Raw genomic sequence first — 18,471 nt, forward strand, 5'->3', positions numbered from 1 at the left:
CCTCAAAGGCAATACAAATCCCGGGTGTTAAAACACCGAGGCGTAATCGCCCAGCTCAACCTGTACCGATTTGATGCGCGTGAAGTTATTCAGCGAGCTGATCCCGTTCTCACGGCCCACACCGGATTGCTTGTAGCCACCGACCGGCATCTTCGCGTCGGATTCGCCCCAAGCGTTGATCCAGCAGATACCCGCTTCCAGTTGGTGAATCACGCGGTGCGCGCGGTTCAGGTCTTTAGTGACCAGGCCCGCAGCCAAACCGAAGTCGGTGTCGTTGGCGCGGCGGATCACTTCTTCTTCGGTTTCATAGGTGAGGATGCTCATCACCGGGCCGAAGATTTCTTCACGCACGATAGTCATGTCATCGGTGCAGTCGGTGAACACGGTCGGTGCCACGAACGCGCCCTTGGCCAAGTCGCCGTCGGTCAGGCGGTCGCCGCCGCACAGCAGGCGTGCGCCTTGCTCTTTGCCTTTGGCGATGTAGCCCAGCACGCTTTCCATGTGCGCAAAGCTGACCAGCGGGCCGAAGTTGGTGTTGTCATCTTGCGGGTCGCCCACACGGATGCGCGCAACACGTTCAAGAATCTTGGCTTCGAACGCCGCTTGCAGGTGCTTGGGCACGAACACACGGGTGCCGTTGGTGCAGACCTGGCCGGAGCTGTAGAAGTTGGCCATCATCGCGATGTCGGCGGCGCGATCCAGATCGGCGTCTTCGAACACGATCAGCGGCGACTTGCCGCCCAGTTCCATGGTCACTTCCTTGAGCGACGAGCTCGAAGCGCTGGCCATGACCTTTTTGCCGGTGTCGGTGCCACCGGTGAACGAGACTTTCTCGATGCGCGGGTGCTCGGTCAGCCAGGTGCCGACTTCACGGCCGCTGCCGGTCAATACGTTGAACACACCGGCTGGAACGCCGGCTTCGGTGTAGATCTCGGCTAGTTTCAGGGTGGTCAGCGAGGTGACTTCGCTCGGCTTGAAGATCATCGCGTTGCCGGCGGCCAGGGCCGGTGCGGATTTCCACAGGGCGATCTGGATCGGGTAGTTCCACGCGCCGATACCAGCAACCACGCCCAGCGGCTCGCGGCGGGTGTAGACGAAGGACGTGTCGCGCAGCGGAATCTGCTCGCCTTCGATGGCTGGCACCAGGCCGGCGTAGTACTCCAGCACGTCGGCGCCGGTGACGATGTCGACGTATTTGGTTTCGGAGAAGGCTTTGCCGGTGTCCAGGGTTTCCAGGGCGGCCAGCTCATCGTTGCGCTCGCGCAGGATGTCGACGGCGCGACGCAGGATGCGCGAACGCTCCATGGCGGTCATGGCGGCCCAGATCTTCTGGCCTTTTTCAGCGCTGACCACGGCACGCTCGACGTCTTCCTTGGTTGCGCGTTGCACTTGGGCGAGAACTTCACCGTTAGCCGGGTTGATGGCTTCGAAGGTGGCATCGCTGCCAGCGTCGCTGTAGCCGCCGTCAATGTAGAGTTTTTGCAGGTCGAAACGGGCCATAAAGTCCTCGCAAGTGCATAAGTGGTTGGCGTTACCCGCCGAACAGTGGGCCATGTGGATGTGGCAATACTGCGCGGCGGACGTTCAGGGGTTGAGCGTTTATAAGGGCTCTAACTCACCTGCTTGGCCAATTGGAAATCCATGTAGTCGTAAGCGATCCGTTGCGCCTGCTCCGTGTCGAAAGCGTCTCCCGACAAGGCGCCGCGCAACCACAAACCGTCGATCAGGGCCGCCAGGCCTCGAGCTGCGCTGCGAGCCTCGGGTAACGGCATCGCACGGCGGAACTGGCAGCACAGGTTGGAATACAGGCGGTGATCGTTGATCCGCTGCAACCTGTGCAAAGACGGGTGATGCATGCTGGTGGCCCAGAAGGCCAACCAGGTTTTCATTGCCGGGCCGTTGACCTGGCTGGCGTCGAAGTTGCCTTCGATGATCACCCGCAGATGCGCCCGTGGGCTGTCATCGTTCAGGGCACGCCGGCGTTCCTGGACGTTCTCGATCAGCGCGTTCATCAGGTAACGCATCGTCGCTGCGATCAGGCCGTTCTTGTCCTGAAAATAGTGACTGATGATGCCATTCGAGACACCCGCCAGACGGGCGATCAGCGCAATGCTGGCATCTCCCATCCCAACCTGATCGATGGCCGTCAAGGTGGCTTCGATCAACTGCTGGCGGCGTATGGGTTGCATACCGACCTTGGGCATGTAGCACCTCTCCTTAGGCCTGCTGGCGGGCGATCACGTCCATCAGCTTGAAGGCCAGTCTATTTTGTTTTGATTGAACGTTCAATCAACAAAGAATAAGCTCTGCGACAAATGGTCGCTGCCTACAGATATTTCCTACCTGGCAGCCGCGACCTCTGACACCTGCGAAAACCCCTGAAACAGGCCGTATCAGGGCCTGGCTACCGCTTCGGCGGGGTTGAGGATTTTCGGGGTGTCTTTATAACACCCGTCCGTCGACTGCCGAAAAATCGATGTCCCGGGATAACCGTTGCCTTGTGTTTCTCTCTCGCACTGCCCGGAGCATCTGCGCCATGAGTTCTGCCTCTCTTATAAAGACCCCGCCGGAAAAGGTCCGGGTCAACGGTTGGGTGTTCTACACCTCCACCGCGCTGATTCTGTTGTTGACCGCCATCCTGATCATCGCCCCGCAGGAGGCCGGGCGCATGCTCGGCGTCGCCCAGGCCTGGCTGTCGAAAAGCTTCGGCTGGTACTACATGGTGGTCATCGCCGCCTACCTGGTGTTCGTGGTCGGCCTGGCGTTTTCGTCCTACGGCAAGTTGAAACTGGGCAGCAAGGACGACACCCCGGACTTCAGCTACGGCGCCTGGGCCGGCATGCTGTTTTCGTCGGGCATCGGCATTTCGCTGCTGTACTTCGGCGCCTCTGAGCCCCTGGATCACTACTTCAACCCGCCCGAAGGCACGGCCGCCAGCAATGGCGCGGCACGTCAGGCGCTGCAACTGACCTTCCTGCACTGGGGCCTGCATGGCTGGGCGATCTATGCGCTGGTCGGCCTGGCCGTGGCGTACTTCGCGTACCGCCACAACCAGCCGCTGGCCCTGCGTTCGGCGCTGTACCCGCTGGTGGGCGAGCGTTGGGTGAAGGGCGCGGCCGGCCATGCGGTGGACGGTTTCGGCATGTTCGTGACCCTGCTGGGCCTGGTGACCAACCTGGGGATCGGTTCGATGCAGGTGTCGTCCGGGTTGGAAAACCTGTTCGGCATGGCGCACAGCAACACCAACCTGCTGATCGTGATCATTGTGATGAGCACGGTGGCGACCATCGCTGCGGTGTCGGGTGTGGAGAATGGCATTCGCCGCCTGTCCAACCTCAACATCGTGTTGTTCAGCGGTTTGCTGATCTTCGTGCTGCTGTTCGGCCCCACCCTGCACCTGCTCAACGGCCTGGTGCAAAACACCGGTGACTACCTCAACGGCATCATTCTGAAAACCTTCGACCTCTATGTGTACGAAGGCGACGCCGACAAGACCGAGCGCTGGATGGGCCTGTGGACCCTGTTCTACTGGGCCTGGTGGATTTCCTGGGCGCCATTCGTGGGCATGTTCATTGCGCGCATTTCCCGTGGCCGCACCGTGCGCGAACTGGTCGCCGGCGTGCTGCTGATCCCGCTGGGCTTCACTCTGGCGTGGTTGTCGATCTTCGGTAACTCGGCGTTGGACCTGGTGCTGAACCATGGTGCGGTGGAGCTGGGCAAGACTGCGCTGGAACAGCCGTCCATGGCCATCTACCAGCTGCTTGAGCATTACCCGGCGTCGAAAGTCGTCATTGGCGTGTCGATCTTCGTGGGCTTCGTGCTGTTCTTGACGCCTGCGGATTCCGGCGCGGTGATGATGGCCAACCTGTCGTGCAAAGGCGGCAACGTGGATGAAGATGCGCCGCACTGGCTGCGGATCTTCTGGTCGGCGGTGATCACCCTGGTGACCATTGGCCTGCTGTTCGCCGGCAACTTCGAAGCCATGCAGACCATGGTGGTGCTGGCGGGGTTGCCGTTCTCGGTGGTGCTGATTCTGTTCATGTTCGGTTTGCACAAGGCCATGCGCCAGGATGTGGCCATCGAACAAGAGCAGGCGCAGTTGGCTGAACGCGGGCGCCGGGGGTTCAGCGAGCGCCTGACCGCGCTCGACCTGCAACCGAGCCAGGGCACCGTGCAACGCTTTATGGACAAGCACGTCACGCCGGCATTGGAAGAAGCCGCCACAGCGTTGCGCGAGCAGGGATTGGAAGTGCAGACCTTGCTGGGCAAATCCAAACGCTGCATCGGTGTGCGGATCGAGATGGAAGAGGGCAACCCGTTCGTCTACGAAGTCAGCCTGGATGCTTATTCCTCGGCGCCCACTGACCTGCCCGAAGAAGAACGCACCCGCTACTACCGCGCCGAGGTGTACCTGCACAACGGGCCGCAGGAATACGACCTGATGGGCTTCACCCAGGAGCAGATCAGCCGTGACGTGCTCGATCAGTTCGAAAGCCATCGGCAGCTCCTTGGCCGGGTTTATAGCTGAAGCCAAGCAATGCCCTAAATGTGGGAGGGGGCTTGCCCCCGATTGCGGTGTGTCAGTCAGCACATTTGATGCTGATACACCGCAATCGGGAGCAAGCCCCCTCCCACATTGGCCCGGTTCCTTCAGTTGTTTTGCGGTGTTGGTCAGCCCAGGTTTTTGCCTAGGAGGGCGTGATACAGCTCGCTGTCGCCCAGGATCCCCACCACCTTGTTGTTGTCATGCAACACCAGCTTGTTTCCCGTCTGATAGCGAATCTGCAGCGCATCACGCATGCCGATATTGGAATCCACCAGCGTCGGCACCCGGTCCAGGCCTTCTACCGCTTGGCCCGGCGCCCAGTTCTGCAGGTTCATTACCACGCCATTCTGGCGTGCGCCCTGGATGGTGTTGCCTTCGGCCAGGTCCAGCCAGGAATCTCCGCCTGGGTCCAGGCATACCGAACCGTTCACCCGCGTGCAGTTATCCAGCGTGCGCATCAGGCTGCGGCCGCACAGTACGTTGAGTGGATTGGTGTGGGCGACGAAGGTGCGCACATAGTCGTCCGCCGGGTTCAGCACGATTTCTTCCGGCACGCTGTACTGGATGATCTTGCCGTCTTTCATGATCGCGATGCGGCTGCCCAGCTTGAGGGCTTCGTCGAGGTCGTGGCTGACGAACACGATGGTCTTGCTCAGCTTGCGTTGCAGCTCCAGCAGCTCATCCTGCAGGCCCTGGCGGATCAGCGGGTCGAGGGCGGAGAAGGGTTCGTCCATCAGCAGGATATCGGCGTCCATCGCCAACGCACGGGCCAGGCCCACGCGCTGTTGCATGCCGCCGGACAGCTCATCGGGCTTCTTGTTGCGCCATTGGCTCAGGCCCACCAGCTCGAGTTTTTCATCGACCAGGGTGCGCCGTTCTTTCTCTGGACGGCCCTGCATTTCCAGGCCGAAGCTGATGTTCTCGCGCACCGTCAGCCAGGGCATCAGGGCGAACTTCTGGAACACCATGGCGATGCGTTTGGTGCGCATCATTTTCAGCTCGGCGGGGGTGCAGGACGCGATGTCGATCTGGCGACCTTCATGCTCCACGAACAGCTGGCCACGGCTGACGGTGTTGAGGCCGTTGATGCAGCGCAGCAAGCTCGACTTGCCGGAACCCGACAGGCCCATCAGCACACAGATCTCGCCTTTTTCCACATCCAGGCTGGCGTTTTCAACGCCGACAATCTGCCCGGTTTTCTTCAGGATTTCGTTACGGCTCATGCCCTGGTCCAGCAGCTTGAGCGCTTCGCGTGGGTCTTTGGAAAAGATCACGTCGACTTTGTCGAATCGGATAATGCTCATGCATCACCCCCTACTTTGGCATCGGGTTGTTTGCAGATACGGTCGAGCATGATGGCCAGCAACACAATGGCCAGCCCGGCTTCGAAGCCCAGGGCGATGTCAGCGGTGTTGAGTGCGTTGACCACCGGCTTGCCGAGGCCATCGGCGCCGACGAGCGCTGCGATCACCACCATCGACAACGACAGCATGATGCATTGGGTAATACCGGCGGCAATGCTCGGCATCGCGTGGGGCAGTTCAATGCGTGAGAGCAACTGGCGGCGCGAGCAGCCGAACGCCTTGCCGGCATCCATCAACTCTTGCGGTACATCACGGATGCCCAGGTAGGTCAGGCGGATCGGCGCGGCAATCGCGAACACCACGGTGGAAATCAAGCCGGGCACCACACCCAGCCCGAAGAGGGTCAGGGTAGGGATGAGGTAGACGAAGGTCGGTACGGTCTGCATCAGATCGAGAACCGGCCGCATCATGGTGTAGAACATCGGCTTGTGCGCGGCAACAATGCCCAGCGGCACGCCGATGACCACGCAGACCAGGGTGGCGAACAGCACCTGCGCGAGGGTTTCCATGGTTTCCTGCCAGTACCCCAGGTTGAGGATCAGCAGGAAGGAGGCGATGACAAAGACGGTCAGGCCCCATTTGCGTTGGATAAAGTGAGCCAGCAGCGCAATCAGACCGATCAATGCCAGCGGATTGAACCAGGTCAGCGCAAACGTCACGCCGTGGATCATCGTTTCCAGTGTCGATGCGATTGCGTCGAAGTAGTTGGCACCGTGTTGGGTCAACCAGTCGACGAAGGCAGCGATGTACTGGCCTAGTGGGATTTTCTGTTCAGTCAGCATGGTAGTGAATGTCCACATGCGAAGAGGAAAACATCCCGGGGCAGCGCACCGCCCCGGGGTCAGCGGGTGCTATTTGGCGAGGTAAGCTTTAACGGCATCGAGACCTGGTTGGCCATCAACGGTGGTGACACCGGCCAGCCAGGTGTCGAGGATTTGCGGGTTCTTCTGCAGCCAGGCCTTGGCGGCAGCATCGGGCTTCATTTTGTCGTCCAGGACGTTGCCCATCAGGGTGCTTTCCATGTTCAGCGTGAACTGCAGGTTTTTCAGCAACTGGCCCACGTTGCTGCATTCCTGGGTGTAGCCCTTGCGGGTGTTGGTGTAGATGGTGGCCTGGCCGTAGTTGGGGCCGAACGAATCGTCACCCCCGGTCAGGTACTTCATCTTGAAACGCGTGTTCATCGGGTGCGGTTCCCAGCCGAGGAACACGATGGCCTGGCCGCGCTTGGTGGCGCGTTCAACCTGGGAGAGCATCCCCGCTTCGCTGGACTCGACCACTTTGAAACCGGCTTTCTTGAGGCCGAAGGCATCCTTGTCGATCAGCGTCTGGATGGTGCGGTTGCCGTCGTTACCCGGCTCGATGCCGTAGATCTTGCCGCCCAGCTCATCCTTGAATTTGGCGATATCGGCGAAGTCTTTCAGGCCCTTGTCATACAGCGCTTCGGGCACCGCCAGGGTGTACTTGGCGTTTTCCAGGTTGGCGCGTACGGTTTCCACGGTGCCGGCATCGCGGTACTGCTTGATGTCGTTTTCCATGGTCGGCATCCAGTTGCCGAGGAAGATGTCCATGTTCTTGCCGTCAGCCAGGGACTTGTAGGTCACGGGGACCGAAATCATCGTGGTGCGCGGCTTGTAGCCCAGGCCCTTGAGGATTTCGCTGGTGGTCGCGGTGGTGACGGTGATGTCGGTCCAGCCGACATCGGAGAAGTTGACGGTCTTGCATTGTTCCGGTTCTGCGGCGTGCGCCATGACCGGCAGACTCAGCATGGCGGCCAACAACAACGAGGGTGAACCTTTCATCGGGGTAGACTCCTGTGTTTTTTCTGGCGGCATTCGCCGCGCTTTATAGGTGCTGCTATTGGAGTATGCGTCGGACAGCTCTGGCACGGTGCCTTGCAAACGAGTCGAGACTGATCATGTACCAGTGAAAATCTGACGCCTACAGGGGGCGTCGTATCCAGTACAGGGAGGGTCGCATCCAGTGTCGGTGACGTCGCTTACAGATTTTTACCACAGTGAAACTGCAGTTTTTACTCATCTGCACCGCTAAAAACGGCCAAAACAGGCGATCGCACGTTAGCGACGCTGGTGAGCATGGGTGCGTCGGTGTGAGACGCCGTGACGGCGGATAAAAGCTGGATGATGCCGCCATCTGGGCGATCTGAGCGTAGCACCTCGTTCAAGCCTGGCCGCGCTTATCGAGGAGTTTCAGGTTAATGGCTATCAGCGTTTTCGACTTGTTCAAGATCGGCATCGGGCCCTCCAGCTCTCACACCGTCGGCCCCATGCGCGCTGCGGCGTTGTTCGTTCAAACGTTACGCGAACGTGGCCTGTTGGAACAGGTTCGGCGTGTCGAAGTGCAACTCTACGGTTCCTTGTCGGCCACCGGCATCGGCCATGGCAGCGACACCGCCACCATTATGGGGCTGATGGGCGAGTGGCCGGACGCAATCGACCCGTCCCAGATTGGCGTGCGCATCCACACGCTGCGCGAAACCGACACCCTGTTGCTCGACGGTCGCTTGCCGGTGCCGTTCATATGGTCACGGGACATGCGTCTACTCGACGAAAACCTGCCGTTCCATCCCAACGCCATGACCCTGGTGGTGTTCGATGCTGACGGCGAGTTGCACCGCGACACCTACTATTCGGTGGGCGGCGGCTTTGTGGTGGATGAAGCCCAGGCCCAGAGCGGCGTGGCGGACATGGACCGCACCGAGCTGCCGTATGACTTTTCCAGCGCCGCAGAACTGTTGCAGCTGTGCAAGACCCACAACCTGCGCGTCGCCGAATTGATGCTGGCCAACGAGAAGGTCTGGCGCTCCGAAGAAGAAATCCGCAGTGGCCTGATGACCCTGTGGCGTGCCATGCAAGCATGCGTGGAGGAAGGCCTCAAGCATGAAGGCATCTTGCCCGGTGGCTTGAACGTGCGCCGTCGCGCCGCCAAATTGCACCGCAGCCTGCAGGAGTTGAACAAACCCAATGTGATCGGCTCGACCTTGAGCGCCATGGAGTGGGTGAACCTGTTCGCTCTGGCGGTCAATGAAGAAAACGCCGCCGGTGGGCGCATGGTGACGGCGCCCACCAATGGCGCAGCGGGGATCATTCCGGCAGTGCTGCATTACTTCATGAAGTTCAGTGAAGAGGTGACCGAGGCCAACGTGGTCGACTACCTGCTCGGCGCGGCGGCGGTGGGCATTCTGTGCAAAAAGAACGCCTCGATCTCCGGCGCCGAAGTCGGTTGCCAGGGTGAAGTCGGTTCCGCCTGCGCCATGGCCGCAGCGGGCCTGGCGGAAATTCTCGGCGCCACCCCCGAACAACTGTGCAACGCCGCAGAAATCGGCCTGGAACATAACCTGGGCCTGACCTGCGACCCGGTGGGCGGCTTGGTGCAAGTGCCGTGTATCGAGCGCAATGCGATTGCGGCGGTCAAGGCGATCAACGCCGCACAAATGGCCTTGCGCGGCGATGGGCAGCATTTTATCTCCCTGGACCGGGTGATCCGCACCATGCGCGATACCGGTGCGGATATGCATGACAAGTACAAAGAGACGTCGCGGGGCGGGTTGGCGGTGAGTGCGGTTGAGTGCTGAGACCGGGTCACCTGCATCGGCAGACGCAGGTGATCTCAGGCCTTCACATGGCCCAACGGCGCCAACTTCGCCAACCTCAACGCCACCAGCAACGCGCCGATCAGCAACGCCAGGATAAATGCGCCTATTCCGTTCCATCCGGCAAAGTGCCAGAAGAATCCGCCCGCCGTCCCGGCAATGCTTGAACCTGCGTAATAGCAGAACAGATACAGCGACGACGCCTGTCCCTTCGCCTTCACCGCACGACGGCCGATCCAGCTGCTGGCCACCGAGTGGGCGCCGAAGAAGCCGAAGGTAAAGATCAGCATGCCCGGCACCACCAGCCATAGCGGGGTGAAGAGTGTCAGGGTCATGCCGGCGAGCATCAGCACAATGGTGCCCCACAGCACGCGGCGGCGGCCCAGGCGGTCGGCGAGCGAGCCGATTTTTGCCGAGCTGTAGATGCCCGACAGATACACCAGCGACAGCAGGCCGACCACGGCCTGGCTCAGGTCATACGGATCGGCCAGCAAGCGATAGCCGATGTAGTTGAACAGCGTGACAAACGCGCCCATCAGCAGGAAGGCTTCAAGGAACAGCCACGGCAGGCCCGCGTCCTTGAAGTGCATGACAAAGCCGTCCAGCAGGTTGCGCGGCTTGAGGCTGCTGGCGCGGAAGTTGCGCGATTCGGGGAGGATTTTCCAGAACACCGTCGCGGCGATCAGCGCCAGGGCGCCGATGATCAGCATTGCGGTGTGCCAACTGACGAAGTCGATCAGCACGCCAATGATCAGGCGCCCGCTCATGCCGCCAATCGCATTGCCGCCGATGTACAGGCCCATGGCCAGGCCGATGTGCTGCGGGTGGATCTCTTCGCTCAGGTAGGTCATGGCCACGGCGGCCAGGCCGCTCAGGGACAAGCCCACCAGCGCCCGCATCAACAGGATGCCTTCCCAGCTCGGCATCAAGCCGCTGGCAATGGTGGCCAGCGCTGCGCAGAACAGCGCGGCGACCATCACCGGCTTGCGCCCCAGCCTGTCGGAAACCGGCCCGGTAATCAGCAGGCCGAAAGCAAGCATCGCGGTGGCGACCGACAGGATCAGGCTGCTTTGTGCGGCATTGATGGAAAACTCGTGGGACAGCGCTGGCATCATCGGCTGCACGCAATACAACAGGGCAAACGTGGCAAAGCCGCCGGAGAACAGCGCCAACACCGTGCGCATGAACATCGGTGTGCCTTTTTCGATGTACTCGTCGTTGAGCTGCGCGACGACCTCATCCAGGGCAGTGTGCGGGGCTTCTTGGGCGTGTGCAGCAACAGCAGATTTCACGGTGACCTCGGGGAGGAAAGACTGCCACGGCCGGCAATACGAAAAAGAATATAGCTGGCTAATGATTCTTTCCAATATATTGTTCGACCCGTTTGATAGCTTTAGCGACCTAATGAGGTTTGAATGGAATTACGTCACCTGCGGTACTTCATCGCCGTCGCCGAGGAGCTGCATTTTGGCCGCGCCGCGCAAGTGCTGGGCATCTCGCAACCGCCGTTGAGCCAACAAATTCAGGCGTTGGAGCAAGACGTGGGCGCGCGCTTATTTGAGCGCACCAATCGTCGGGTCGAGCTGAGCGAAGCAGGGCGACTGTTTCTGCACGAGGCGCGCCTGGTGCTGGCGCAGGTCGATAAAGCGGCAGACGTCGCGCGACGTGCGCAGCTGGGAGAGCTTGGAGAGCTGAAAATCGGCTTCACGTCGTCGGCGCCGTTCAACGCCAGCATCCCGCAGGCGATCTTTGCGTTTCGCCAGGCGTTTGCGGCCGTGCATTTGAGCCTGCAAGAGATGAGCAGCACCCAGGTGGCCGAATCGTTGCTGGATGAGTCGATCCAGGTCGGGCTCATGCGACCGTTGCCATTGCCGGATTCCCTCAGTGTGATCGAACTGATGCGCGAGCCTTTGGTGGCGGTATTGAGCGCCGGGCACCCGTTGGCCCAGGGCAGCGAAGGCGGCTTGCACCTGGCGCAATTGGCTGACGAACCCTTTGTATTTTTCCCGCGCAGTTATGGCAGCGGCCTCTACGCACAATTACTCAATCTGGCCCGCGACGCCGGGTTCAGCCCGCACTTTGCCCAGGAAGCAGGCGAGGCGATGACCATCATCGGCCTGGTGGCGGCGGGCTTGGGGGTATCGGTGCTGCCCGCGTCTTACCAGCGTATCCGCATTGATGGCGTGGTGTACCGCACCTTGCTGGACCCGGAGGCGGTGACGGCGGTGTGGCTGGTGCAGCGCAAGGGCGCGCAGTCGCCGATGGCGCAGGCGTTTGTGGAGTTGTTGACGCGTAAGGCGTCGGTGTAGGCCGGGTCACATCCGATCGTTCCCACGCTCCGCGTGGTAATGCATCCCGTGACGCTCCGCGTCACTCAGGTGAAGGGGACTGCAACCGTGCACTCGCGGCGGGACGCAGAGCGTCCGAGGCAGCGTTCCCACGCGGAGCGTGGGAACGATCCAAACAATCGGCGTTACTGCATTCCCGCCGAGCGCAACCCGGCCATGATGTCGCGGTCCAGCATGCTCACCCAACGGTTGTAGTTGCGATGGATCTTGCCGTCCTTGTAGCCCAGGTCGCGGCTGTCGCGGTAGGTGATGGCGTAGCTGTTGCGGGTGTAGCGGATGTCGATGGCTGCATAAAACTGGTTGCGCACGGTGATCTCGGCCTGCACCAGTTGCGGGCTCAGGCGTTGTACCGTCCACTCGCGTTTTTGCAGGGCAGCGACGATCACCTGTTTCATTTTTTCTTCGCTGACCTGAGTGGTGGCCGGCAGTTCGTGCTGGGTGTTGAGTACCGGTTTGTTGGTGCAGCCGGCGGTGGTCAGCAGGGCCAGGGTGATCAGGGTCGCGCGTAGCAGGGAAGACATTCCGTTTTCTCCAATTGATTTAAAAGTCAGGACCAGCGGCGGAAGATCAACGAGGTGTTGACGCCGCCGAAGGCAAAATTGTTGTTCATTACGTAGTCGTGATGCATCTCGCGAAAGCCACCTTGCAGGTAATCCAGCGCGCCGCAGTGCGGGTCGACGGCGTCCAGGTTGAAGGTGTGCACGTATTGGTCGCGGTTCATCATCTCGATGCTGAACCATGACTCCAGCGCCCCGCACGCGCCCAGGGTGTGACCAAGAAAACTCTTCTGCGAACTGATGGGCATGCGAGGGCCGAACAGGCTGCTGGTGGCCAGGGTTTCGGCGATGTCGCCCTGGTCGGTGGCGGTGCCGTGGCCGTTCACGTAGCCGATGGCGGACGGCTCAAGCCCGGCATCCTCCAGCGCCAGTTCCATGGCGCGACGCATGGTTTTCTGCTCCGGGCGGGTGGTGTGCTGGCCGTCGGCATTGCTGCCGAAACCAACCAGTTCGGCGTGGATATGCGCACCCCGCGCCAACGCGTGTTCCAACTCTTCCAGCACCAGCATGCCGCCGCCTTCACCGATTACCAGCCCATCGCGGCCGCTGTCGTAGGGGCGCGGGCTGGTTTGGGGCGCGTCGTTTTTCAGGCTGGTGGCGTAGAGCGCGTCGAACACCATGGCCTCGGTGGGGCACAGCTCTTCCGCGCCTCCGGCCAGCATCAAGGGCAGGCGGCCGAACTTGATCGCCTCGTAGGCATAACCGATGCCCTGGCTGCCGCTGGTGCAAGCGCTGGACGTGGGGATCAAGCGGCCGGTCAGGCCAAAAAAAATGCTGATATTCGCTGCCGTGGTGTGCGGCATCATGCGCACGTAGGAGTTGGCATTCAGCCCCTCGGCCACCGAATTCAGCAGCATATTGCCGAACGCTTTGATCTCGTCGGTGCTGCCGGTGGACGAACCACACGCCACGCCCATGCGCCCGTCCTTGATCGACGCGTCGCCGAGCAGGCCGGCATCCTGCAACGCCTGCTCCGCTGCCCACACCGCCAGGCGCGAGACACGGCCCATGCTGCGCAGCTGTTTGCGCGTCCAGTGGGCGGGCACGACGAAATCGTCGATCGGCCCGGCCAGGCGCGTGTTCAGTTCGGTAAAACGGTCCCACTCATCCATGCGCCGGATGCCGCTGCGGTTGGCGCGAAAGTTGGCCGCGATGGTGTCCCAATCGCTGCCCAGGGAGGTCATGCCGGCCATGCCGGTGACGACGACGCGCTTCATCAGCACAAGCCCCCGTTTACGGCCAACACTTGGCGCGTGATATAGCCGGCCTCGGCCGACATCAGGAAATTCACCGCCCCAGCCACTTCTTCCGGGGTGCCCATGCGCTGCGCCGGGATCATCTTCATCAGCTCTTGCACCGGGACGTTTTCATCCAGCATGGCGGTGTCGATCAAGCCCGGTGCGACACAGTTGACGGTGATCTTGCGCTTGCCCAGCTCGATGGCCAGCGCCTTGGCTGCGCCGATCAGGCCCGCTTTGGAAGCACTGTAGTTGACCTGGCCACGGTTGCCGATCAGCCCGGAAACCGAGGTGATGCACACGATGCGCCCGGCGGCACGCCGACGAATCATCGGCATCATCACCGGGTGCAGCACGTTGTAGAAACCGTCGAGGTTGGTGCGCAGCACCACGTCCCAGTCCTCTTCCGACAGGGCCGGGAAGGCGCCGTCGCGGGTCAGGCCGGCGTTGAGCACCACGCCGTAATAAGCACCGTGCTGCTCCACATCGGCCTCAAGGATTGCCTTGCATGCGGCGCGGTCTGCCACATCGAACTGCAGCACCCGCGCCTGGCGGCCCAGGGCCTGGATCTCGACCTGTACCGCGTCGGCTTCGGCCCGCCCGCTGCGACAATGCAGCACGATGTCATGCCCGGCCTGGGCCAGGCGCAGGGCAATGGCGCGGCCGATGCCACGGCTGGAGCCGGTGACCAGTACGGATTCAGTCATGGCGTTTCGTCCTTCGTTTCAGCTAAATAGTTGGCCGCCTGGGGCGGTCGAAATACGTTCAAGCGTGCGCTGGCCTGGATTCCATCGCCAGTGAGGTGGCATTCGAACACCCCCATGCCATTGTCGTCTTCCAGGGAGCGCAGGCCGTGGATGTTCAGCTCGGCGCCGGCGGGGAAGTGCTCCACGTTGCACTCGAACTTACGCGTGCCCAACAGGAAGCCCAGTTCCACCGCCAGGCCCTGCTGGCGCGCGCGACAACCGGCATAGGCGGCGACGCTTTGCGCCATCAACTCGATACCGACCCAGGCCGGCAGGCTGCCGTCTGCGCGGTTGAACAGGCCACCGGGCTTGACGGTGAGGCGGGTATGCACCTGCTCTTCATCGAACGACAGCACCTGGTCGAGCAGGATCATATCGCCCGCGTGGGGCAGCAGTTCGGCGAGTGGCCAATCGATCATGGGGCCTCTCCAATAATCAGGCTGACGTTGTTGCCGCCGAAGGCAAACGAGTTGCTCATCAGGTAGGGTTTTTCCAGGGTGTCGCCCTGTTGCGCCCACTGCAACGCGGGCAGCGCCGGGTCAAGGTGGCCGTCCCACACATGGGGCGGAACAAGGCCGTGAGTCAGGCTCAACCAGCAGAACGCCGCTTCCAATGCGCCCGCCGCGCCGAGGGTATGGCCGCTCATGGGTTTGGTCGATGAACAGGCCACGCCGCCCGGAAACAGGCTGGCGACCGCCTGGCTTTCCATGGCGTCGTTGTGTTGGGTGGCGGTGCCGTGCAGGTTCAGGTAACCGATCTGCGCAGGGGTAAGTTTTGCGCTGGCCAGGGCCTTGCGCATCGCCTGCAACGCACCCTTGCCGCTGGGCTCGGGCGCGGAGATATGGTGCGCGTCGCAACTGGCGCCACTGCCCAGCAGGGCGACCGGCGCCGCCTCGCGGCTCATCACGAACAACACCGCCGCTTCGCCGATATTGATGCCGTCGCGGTTCACCGAGAACGGATTGCAGCGCTCGGCAGACACGGCTTCCAGCGCGGTAAACCCGTTCAGCGTCAGCCTGCACAGGCTGTCGACGCCGCCGCAGAGCACCGCATCGCACACGCCCAGGTCGAGCAGGCGCTGGGCGCTCATCAACGCGCGGGCGCTGGACGTGCAGGCGGTGGAAATCACATAGGCCGGGCCGCTCAACTGCAGCCAGTCGGCGAGGAAATTCGCCGGAGCGCTGAGTTCCTGCTGCTGGTAGTCGTAGTCGCCAGGGAACGCGTGATCGCGCAGGTAGTGGGCAATGCCGCGACTGGCTTCGTCGATGCCCGAGGTGCTGGTACCCAGCACAACGCCCACCCGTGAGGCGCCGTAGGTGTCGACCACCTGGCGAATCTGCGCCTCAATCTGCAACGCCGCTTCCAGCAGCAACTGGTTATTGCGGCTGCTCTGCTGGCCCAATTGCGCCGGAATGGTTGCCAGCTCGCCGCGCACCGCCGCGACCGGCACCACGCGCTCCGGCACCCAGCCGCTCTCGGCGCGCATGCCGCAACAGTCACCGGCAAACAGGCTGCGGCTGACCTCGGCCTGGCCGCGCCCAAGGGCACAGATCACGCCGAGGGCATTGAGGTAAGCGGTCATCGGCCGACTCCCAGCGGAGTAATGCGATAGCTCAACGGTTGGCCCGCCATGTTCACGCTGAACACCTCCGAGGACTGATAGACGATTTGCCAATGGCCCGGCAGCGTTCGCGTGAGGTCCATGGCCTGGGCCGAAGGATACAGCGCACGCACGTCATCCGCCGAGGCCAGGGCAAACAGCAGCGCGGCGAACAGTTCTCGCGCCTGGGGATTGGGCGGCAGCAAGCCATCGGCCTGCCATTGCCCGTCGATCAGCTTCTGCCGGGCCTGGGGAATGCCCAGCGGATCCATCATCGACCAACGAATCGCCGCGCCTTCACGCTGGATCACCAACAGCCAGTCCTGGCTGCGCTCGCCCTCCAGGCGTTGCACATGCAATTGCATCGGCAAGGCCAGCGCCGGGATTTTCTCGGGTAACGGCGCCTGGCTGGCGCACGCGCTGAGCAGCAACAGGCAGCCCATCAACAGCCAGCGCATCATGAGCTCGCGGCCTCTAACGGTTTGCGCGCCACACAGTTGACCAGGGTTTCCTCACGCTGACCCACCGGCGGCGCCTTGCGCAGGCCCCAGCGTTCCAGCAGGCCGAAATCGCTGGAACGGCTCCACCACAAATAGGGATACGAGACGTTCCGCGCGCCGAATTCAAAGCCTTGCTCGCGCAGCATCTGCAGATACTCCTCGGCGCTTTTCTGCACGTGCATCGGGTGGCGGAACAGCCAGCGGATTACCCAGGTGTCGATATAGGCTTCGGTGGACTCGGCAAACAGCAAATAGCCGCCCGGCTTGAGTACCCGATAAAACTCCTTGAGTGCGCGATGTTGCTCGACCAGGTGGTGAAAGGTCTGGTGGCAAAACACGATATCGACGCTGGCGTCGGCGACGTCGAGGGTGGCGCAGTCGCTGCCGATCAGCTCCACGGCCAGGCCCTGGCGAGCGGCTTCTTCGCGGCTCAGGGCCAGGCTGTGAGGGTCGGCATCCAGGCCGATCAAACGCGAGGGCGCGAAGACCTGCTGCAGCAAGTTGAAGGATTTGCCCTGGCCGCAGCCGGCGTCGAGCAACACCGGCGCCACCGGCAGCGGTTCGCTGAACAGGCTGCGCAGGTCGTTGATCGCTACGCGCAATACATGGTGCTGCCAGGTGTGGCTGCGCAGGAACCAGAAGCCGAACCGGGTTTCTTCGACGTAGTTCTTACTCAGGTAGTTTTTTTCAACGGCAGGGCTGGTCATACCGTCTCACTCGCGCAGATTTGCGACAGCATGCGCAGGCGCCGCTTGGGCTCGCTGACAAACGGATTGCGTTCATCCCAGGCGTAACCGGCGAGGATCGAACTGATCATGCGGCGAATATCCGGCGAACTGCCGGCGTGGAAAATCACATCCTGGAACGTCCCGGCGTACCAGCCCTCGACGTAGCAGCGGAAGGTGTCGACCCCGCGCTTCAACGGTTCGGCGAACTCGGTTTGCCAGTCCACCGTTTCGCCTTGCAGTTGGCGATGCAGCAAGCCGGCGGCCATGCTCGCCGAGCGCATGGCGATGGTCACGCCGGAAGAGAACACCGGGTCGAGAAATTCCGCCGCGTTGCCCAACAGCGCAAAGCCCGGACCGTGCAGGGTTTTGACGTTGGCCGAATAGCCGCCGATGCTGCGCGCCGGGGTGTCCCACACGGCGTTTTGCAGCACGCCGGACAGGCTCGGGGTTTGCTCGATAAACCCGCGCAGGCAGGCGTCGAGGTCGCCGTCGTGGCCGTCGAAGTGCTCCTTGGCCGCGACCACGCCCACCGAGCAACGACCGTTGCTGAACGGGATGGTCCAGAACCAGATATCGCGCTTCTCGGGATGGGTGGTCACCAGAATCTTGGTGCGGTCGAAGCCTGGGTGTTCGATGCGGTCTTCGACGTGGGTGAACACGGCCTGGCGCAGCGGGAAATTCGATGGGGCTTCAAGGTCCAGCAGGCGCGGCAACACGCGGCCATAGCCGCTGGCATCCAGCACGAATTTGGCCTTGAGGTGGTACTCGCTGCCATTCTCGCGGCGTACGTGCAGGTAACGACACTCGCCGGAAAAGTCCACGCCGACGATGCTTTCGCCGTAGCGGATTTCCACACCCTGCAGTGCCGCCTGATCGGCCAGCAGCTTGTCGAACTCGGCGCGCTGCACCTGGAAGGTCGTCGGCTTGCCGTTGCTGAAGGTGTCACCGAAATCGAACGCGCTGTAGCGCTCGCCCCAGGCGAACGCGGCACCGGTTTTCAGTTGAAAGCCGGCCGCCTGCACGGCGTCGAGCATGCCGGCTTCTTCGATAAAGTCGATGCAGTGCGACAGCAGGCTTTCGCCAATCGAGAAGCGCGGAAAATGCTGGCGCTCGATAACCAATACATCATGCCCTTTGCGCTTGAGCAGCGCGGCCGCGATGGCCCCGGACGGCCCGGCACCGATCACCACCACTTGGCGACGTTCCATTTCAACTGTGGGCACGAAGGCTCCTT

General features: G+C 62.0%; 17 protein-coding genes. 3 read left to right on the top strand and 14 right to left on the bottom strand.

The features are described from left to right. Positions 1-27: 27 nt before the first annotated feature. Together betB and betI are read right to left on the bottom strand one after the other, a co-directional pair. Positions 28-1,500, bottom strand: coding sequence for a betaine-aldehyde dehydrogenase (betB, locus tag C4J86_RS02160; protein WP_124369310.1), 1,473 nt, complete (start codon positions 1,498-1,500; stop codon positions 28-30). Positions 1,501-1,610: 110 nt separating this feature from the next. Continuing rightward, positions 1,611-2,204: a transcriptional regulator BetI gene (gene betI / locus C4J86_RS02165; RefSeq protein WP_124360922.1), complete on the bottom strand. Its 594-nt coding sequence runs from the start codon at positions 2,202-2,204 to the stop codon at positions 1,611-1,613. A gap of 389 nt (positions 2,205-2,593) precedes the next feature. Here betI and C4J86_RS02170 point away from each other — a divergent pair, with 389 nt between their 5' ends. Further along, positions 2,594-4,528 (top strand): BCCT family transporter, encoded by a 1,935-nt coding sequence (locus C4J86_RS02170; RefSeq protein WP_256660181.1) that lies wholly within the window; start codon positions 2,594-2,596, stop codon positions 4,526-4,528. Positions 4,529-4,671: 143 nt separating this feature from the next. Here the strand turns inward: C4J86_RS02170 and choV are convergent, their stop codons facing one another. The 3 genes from choV to C4J86_RS02185 all read right to left on the bottom strand — a co-directional run bounded on the left by choV (position 4,672) and on the right by C4J86_RS02185 (position 7,709). Further along, positions 4,672-5,850: a choline ABC transporter ATP-binding protein gene (gene choV / locus C4J86_RS02175; protein ID WP_124369312.1), complete on the bottom strand. Its 1,179-nt coding sequence runs from the start codon at positions 5,848-5,850 to the stop codon at positions 4,672-4,674. Continuing rightward, positions 5,847-6,692: a choline ABC transporter permease subunit gene (gene choW / locus C4J86_RS02180; RefSeq protein WP_003194913.1), complete on the bottom strand. Its 846-nt coding sequence runs from the start codon at positions 6,690-6,692 to the stop codon at positions 5,847-5,849. Before choW ends, choV begins: the two co-directional genes overlap by 4 nt. Positions 6,693-6,761: 69 nt before the next feature. Next, positions 6,762-7,709, bottom strand: coding sequence for a choline ABC transporter substrate-binding protein (locus C4J86_RS02185; RefSeq protein WP_124365538.1), 948 nt, complete (start codon positions 7,707-7,709; stop codon positions 6,762-6,764). 416 nt (positions 7,710-8,125) lie between these two features. On the opposite strand from C4J86_RS02185, the gene C4J86_RS02190 reads away from it, so the two are divergent. After that, entirely contained in the window at positions 8,126-9,502 is a 1,377-nt protein-coding gene (locus C4J86_RS02190; protein ID WP_124369313.1) for an L-serine ammonia-lyase, read from the top strand. Between the two features lie 35 nt (positions 9,503-9,537). Here the strand turns inward: C4J86_RS02190 and C4J86_RS02195 are convergent, their stop codons facing one another. Beyond that, positions 9,538-10,812, bottom strand: coding sequence for an MFS transporter (locus C4J86_RS02195; protein WP_124369314.1), 1,275 nt, complete (start codon positions 10,810-10,812; stop codon positions 9,538-9,540). A gap of 123 nt (positions 10,813-10,935) precedes the next feature. On the opposite strand from C4J86_RS02195, the gene C4J86_RS02200 reads away from it, so the two are divergent. Then, entirely contained in the window at positions 10,936-11,829 is an 894-nt protein-coding gene (locus C4J86_RS02200) for a LysR family transcriptional regulator (protein WP_124369315.1), read from the top strand. Between the two features lie 164 nt (positions 11,830-11,993). On the opposite strand, the gene C4J86_RS02210 is transcribed toward C4J86_RS02200, so the two are convergent. Genes C4J86_RS02210 through C4J86_RS02245 form a run of 8 tightly spaced genes read right to left on the bottom strand, consistent with a single transcriptional unit; the run spans position 11,994 to position 18,460 of the window. After that, entirely contained in the window at positions 11,994-12,389 is a 396-nt protein-coding gene (locus C4J86_RS02210) for a hypothetical protein (protein ID WP_124369316.1), read from the bottom strand. Positions 12,390-12,415: 26 nt separating this feature from the next. Further along, positions 12,416-13,642 (bottom strand): beta-ketoacyl-ACP synthase, encoded by a 1,227-nt coding sequence (locus C4J86_RS02215; protein ID WP_124365542.1) that lies wholly within the window; start codon positions 13,640-13,642, stop codon positions 12,416-12,418. Then, positions 13,642-14,370, bottom strand: a complete 729-nt coding sequence (gene fabG / locus C4J86_RS02220) for a 3-oxoacyl-ACP reductase FabG (RefSeq protein WP_124369317.1) — start codon at positions 14,368-14,370, stop codon at positions 13,642-13,644. The genes C4J86_RS02215 and fabG overlap by 1 nt, the downstream gene beginning before the upstream one ends. Beyond that, entirely contained in the window at positions 14,367-14,828 is a 462-nt protein-coding gene (locus C4J86_RS02225; RefSeq protein WP_124369318.1) for a hotdog family protein, read from the bottom strand. The genes fabG and C4J86_RS02225 overlap by 4 nt, the downstream gene beginning before the upstream one ends. Next, a complete protein-coding gene (locus C4J86_RS02230; protein ID WP_124369319.1) occupies positions 14,825-15,991 on the bottom strand; it encodes a beta-ketoacyl-[acyl-carrier-protein] synthase family protein in 1,167 nt (388 codons plus the stop codon). The genes C4J86_RS02225 and C4J86_RS02230 overlap by 4 nt, the downstream gene beginning before the upstream one ends. Beyond that, positions 15,988-16,470, bottom strand: coding sequence for a hypothetical protein (locus C4J86_RS02235; protein WP_124369320.1), 483 nt, complete (start codon positions 16,468-16,470; stop codon positions 15,988-15,990). The genes C4J86_RS02230 and C4J86_RS02235 overlap by 4 nt, the downstream gene beginning before the upstream one ends. Then, positions 16,467-17,216 (bottom strand): class I SAM-dependent methyltransferase, encoded by a 750-nt coding sequence (locus C4J86_RS02240; protein WP_124369321.1) that lies wholly within the window; start codon positions 17,214-17,216, stop codon positions 16,467-16,469. The genes C4J86_RS02235 and C4J86_RS02240 overlap by 4 nt, the downstream gene beginning before the upstream one ends. Beyond that, positions 17,213-18,460, bottom strand: coding sequence for an NAD(P)/FAD-dependent oxidoreductase (locus C4J86_RS02245; RefSeq protein ID WP_124369322.1), 1,248 nt, complete (start codon positions 18,458-18,460; stop codon positions 17,213-17,215). Before C4J86_RS02245 ends, C4J86_RS02240 begins: the two co-directional genes overlap by 4 nt. Positions 18,461-18,471: the final 11 nt, after the last annotated feature.

The organism is Pseudomonas sp. R2-7-07, assembly GCF_003852355.1.
Classification (GTDB): Bacteria; Pseudomonadota; Gammaproteobacteria; order Pseudomonadales; family Pseudomonadaceae; genus Aquipseudomonas.

Bases quoted from the DNA above. Each gene is read 5' to 3' on its own strand.
- betB (WP_124369310.1), bottom strand. From the start codon at position 1,500: ATGGCCCGTTTCGACCTGCAAAAACTCTACATTGACGGCGGCTACAGC.
- betI (WP_124360922.1), bottom strand. From the start codon at position 2,204: ATGCCCAAGGTCGGTATGCAACCCATACGCCGCCAGCAGTTGATCGAA.
- choV (WP_124369312.1), bottom strand. From the start codon at position 5,850: ATGAGCATTATCCGATTCGACAAAGTCGACGTGATCTTTTCCAAAGAC.
- choW (WP_003194913.1), bottom strand. From the start codon at position 6,692: ATGCTGACTGAACAGAAAATCCCACTAGGCCAGTACATCGCTGCCTTC.
- C4J86_RS02185 (WP_124365538.1), bottom strand. From the start codon at position 7,709: ATGAAAGGTTCACCCTCGTTGTTGTTGGCCGCCATGCTGAGTCTGCCG.
- C4J86_RS02190 (WP_124369313.1), top strand. From the start codon at position 8,126: ATGGCTATCAGCGTTTTCGACTTGTTCAAGATCGGCATCGGGCCCTCC.
- C4J86_RS02200 (WP_124369315.1), top strand. From the start codon at position 10,936: ATGGAATTACGTCACCTGCGGTACTTCATCGCCGTCGCCGAGGAGCTG.
- C4J86_RS02210 (WP_124369316.1), bottom strand. From the start codon at position 12,389: ATGTCTTCCCTGCTACGCGCGACCCTGATCACCCTGGCCCTGCTGACC.
- C4J86_RS02215 (WP_124365542.1), bottom strand. From the start codon at position 13,642: ATGAAGCGCGTCGTCGTCACCGGCATGGCCGGCATGACCTCCCTGGGC.
- fabG (WP_124369317.1), bottom strand. From the start codon at position 14,370: ATGACTGAATCCGTACTGGTCACCGGCTCCAGCCGTGGCATCGGCCGC.
- C4J86_RS02225 (WP_124369318.1), bottom strand. From the start codon at position 14,828: ATGATCGATTGGCCACTCGCCGAACTGCTGCCCCACGCGGGCGATATG.
- C4J86_RS02230 (WP_124369319.1), bottom strand. From the start codon at position 15,991: ATGACCGCTTACCTCAATGCCCTCGGCGTGATCTGTGCCCTTGGGCGC.
- C4J86_RS02235 (WP_124369320.1), bottom strand. From the start codon at position 16,470: ATGATGCGCTGGCTGTTGATGGGCTGCCTGTTGCTGCTCAGCGCGTGC.
- C4J86_RS02240 (WP_124369321.1), bottom strand. From the start codon at position 17,216: ATGACCAGCCCTGCCGTTGAAAAAAACTACCTGAGTAAGAACTACGTC.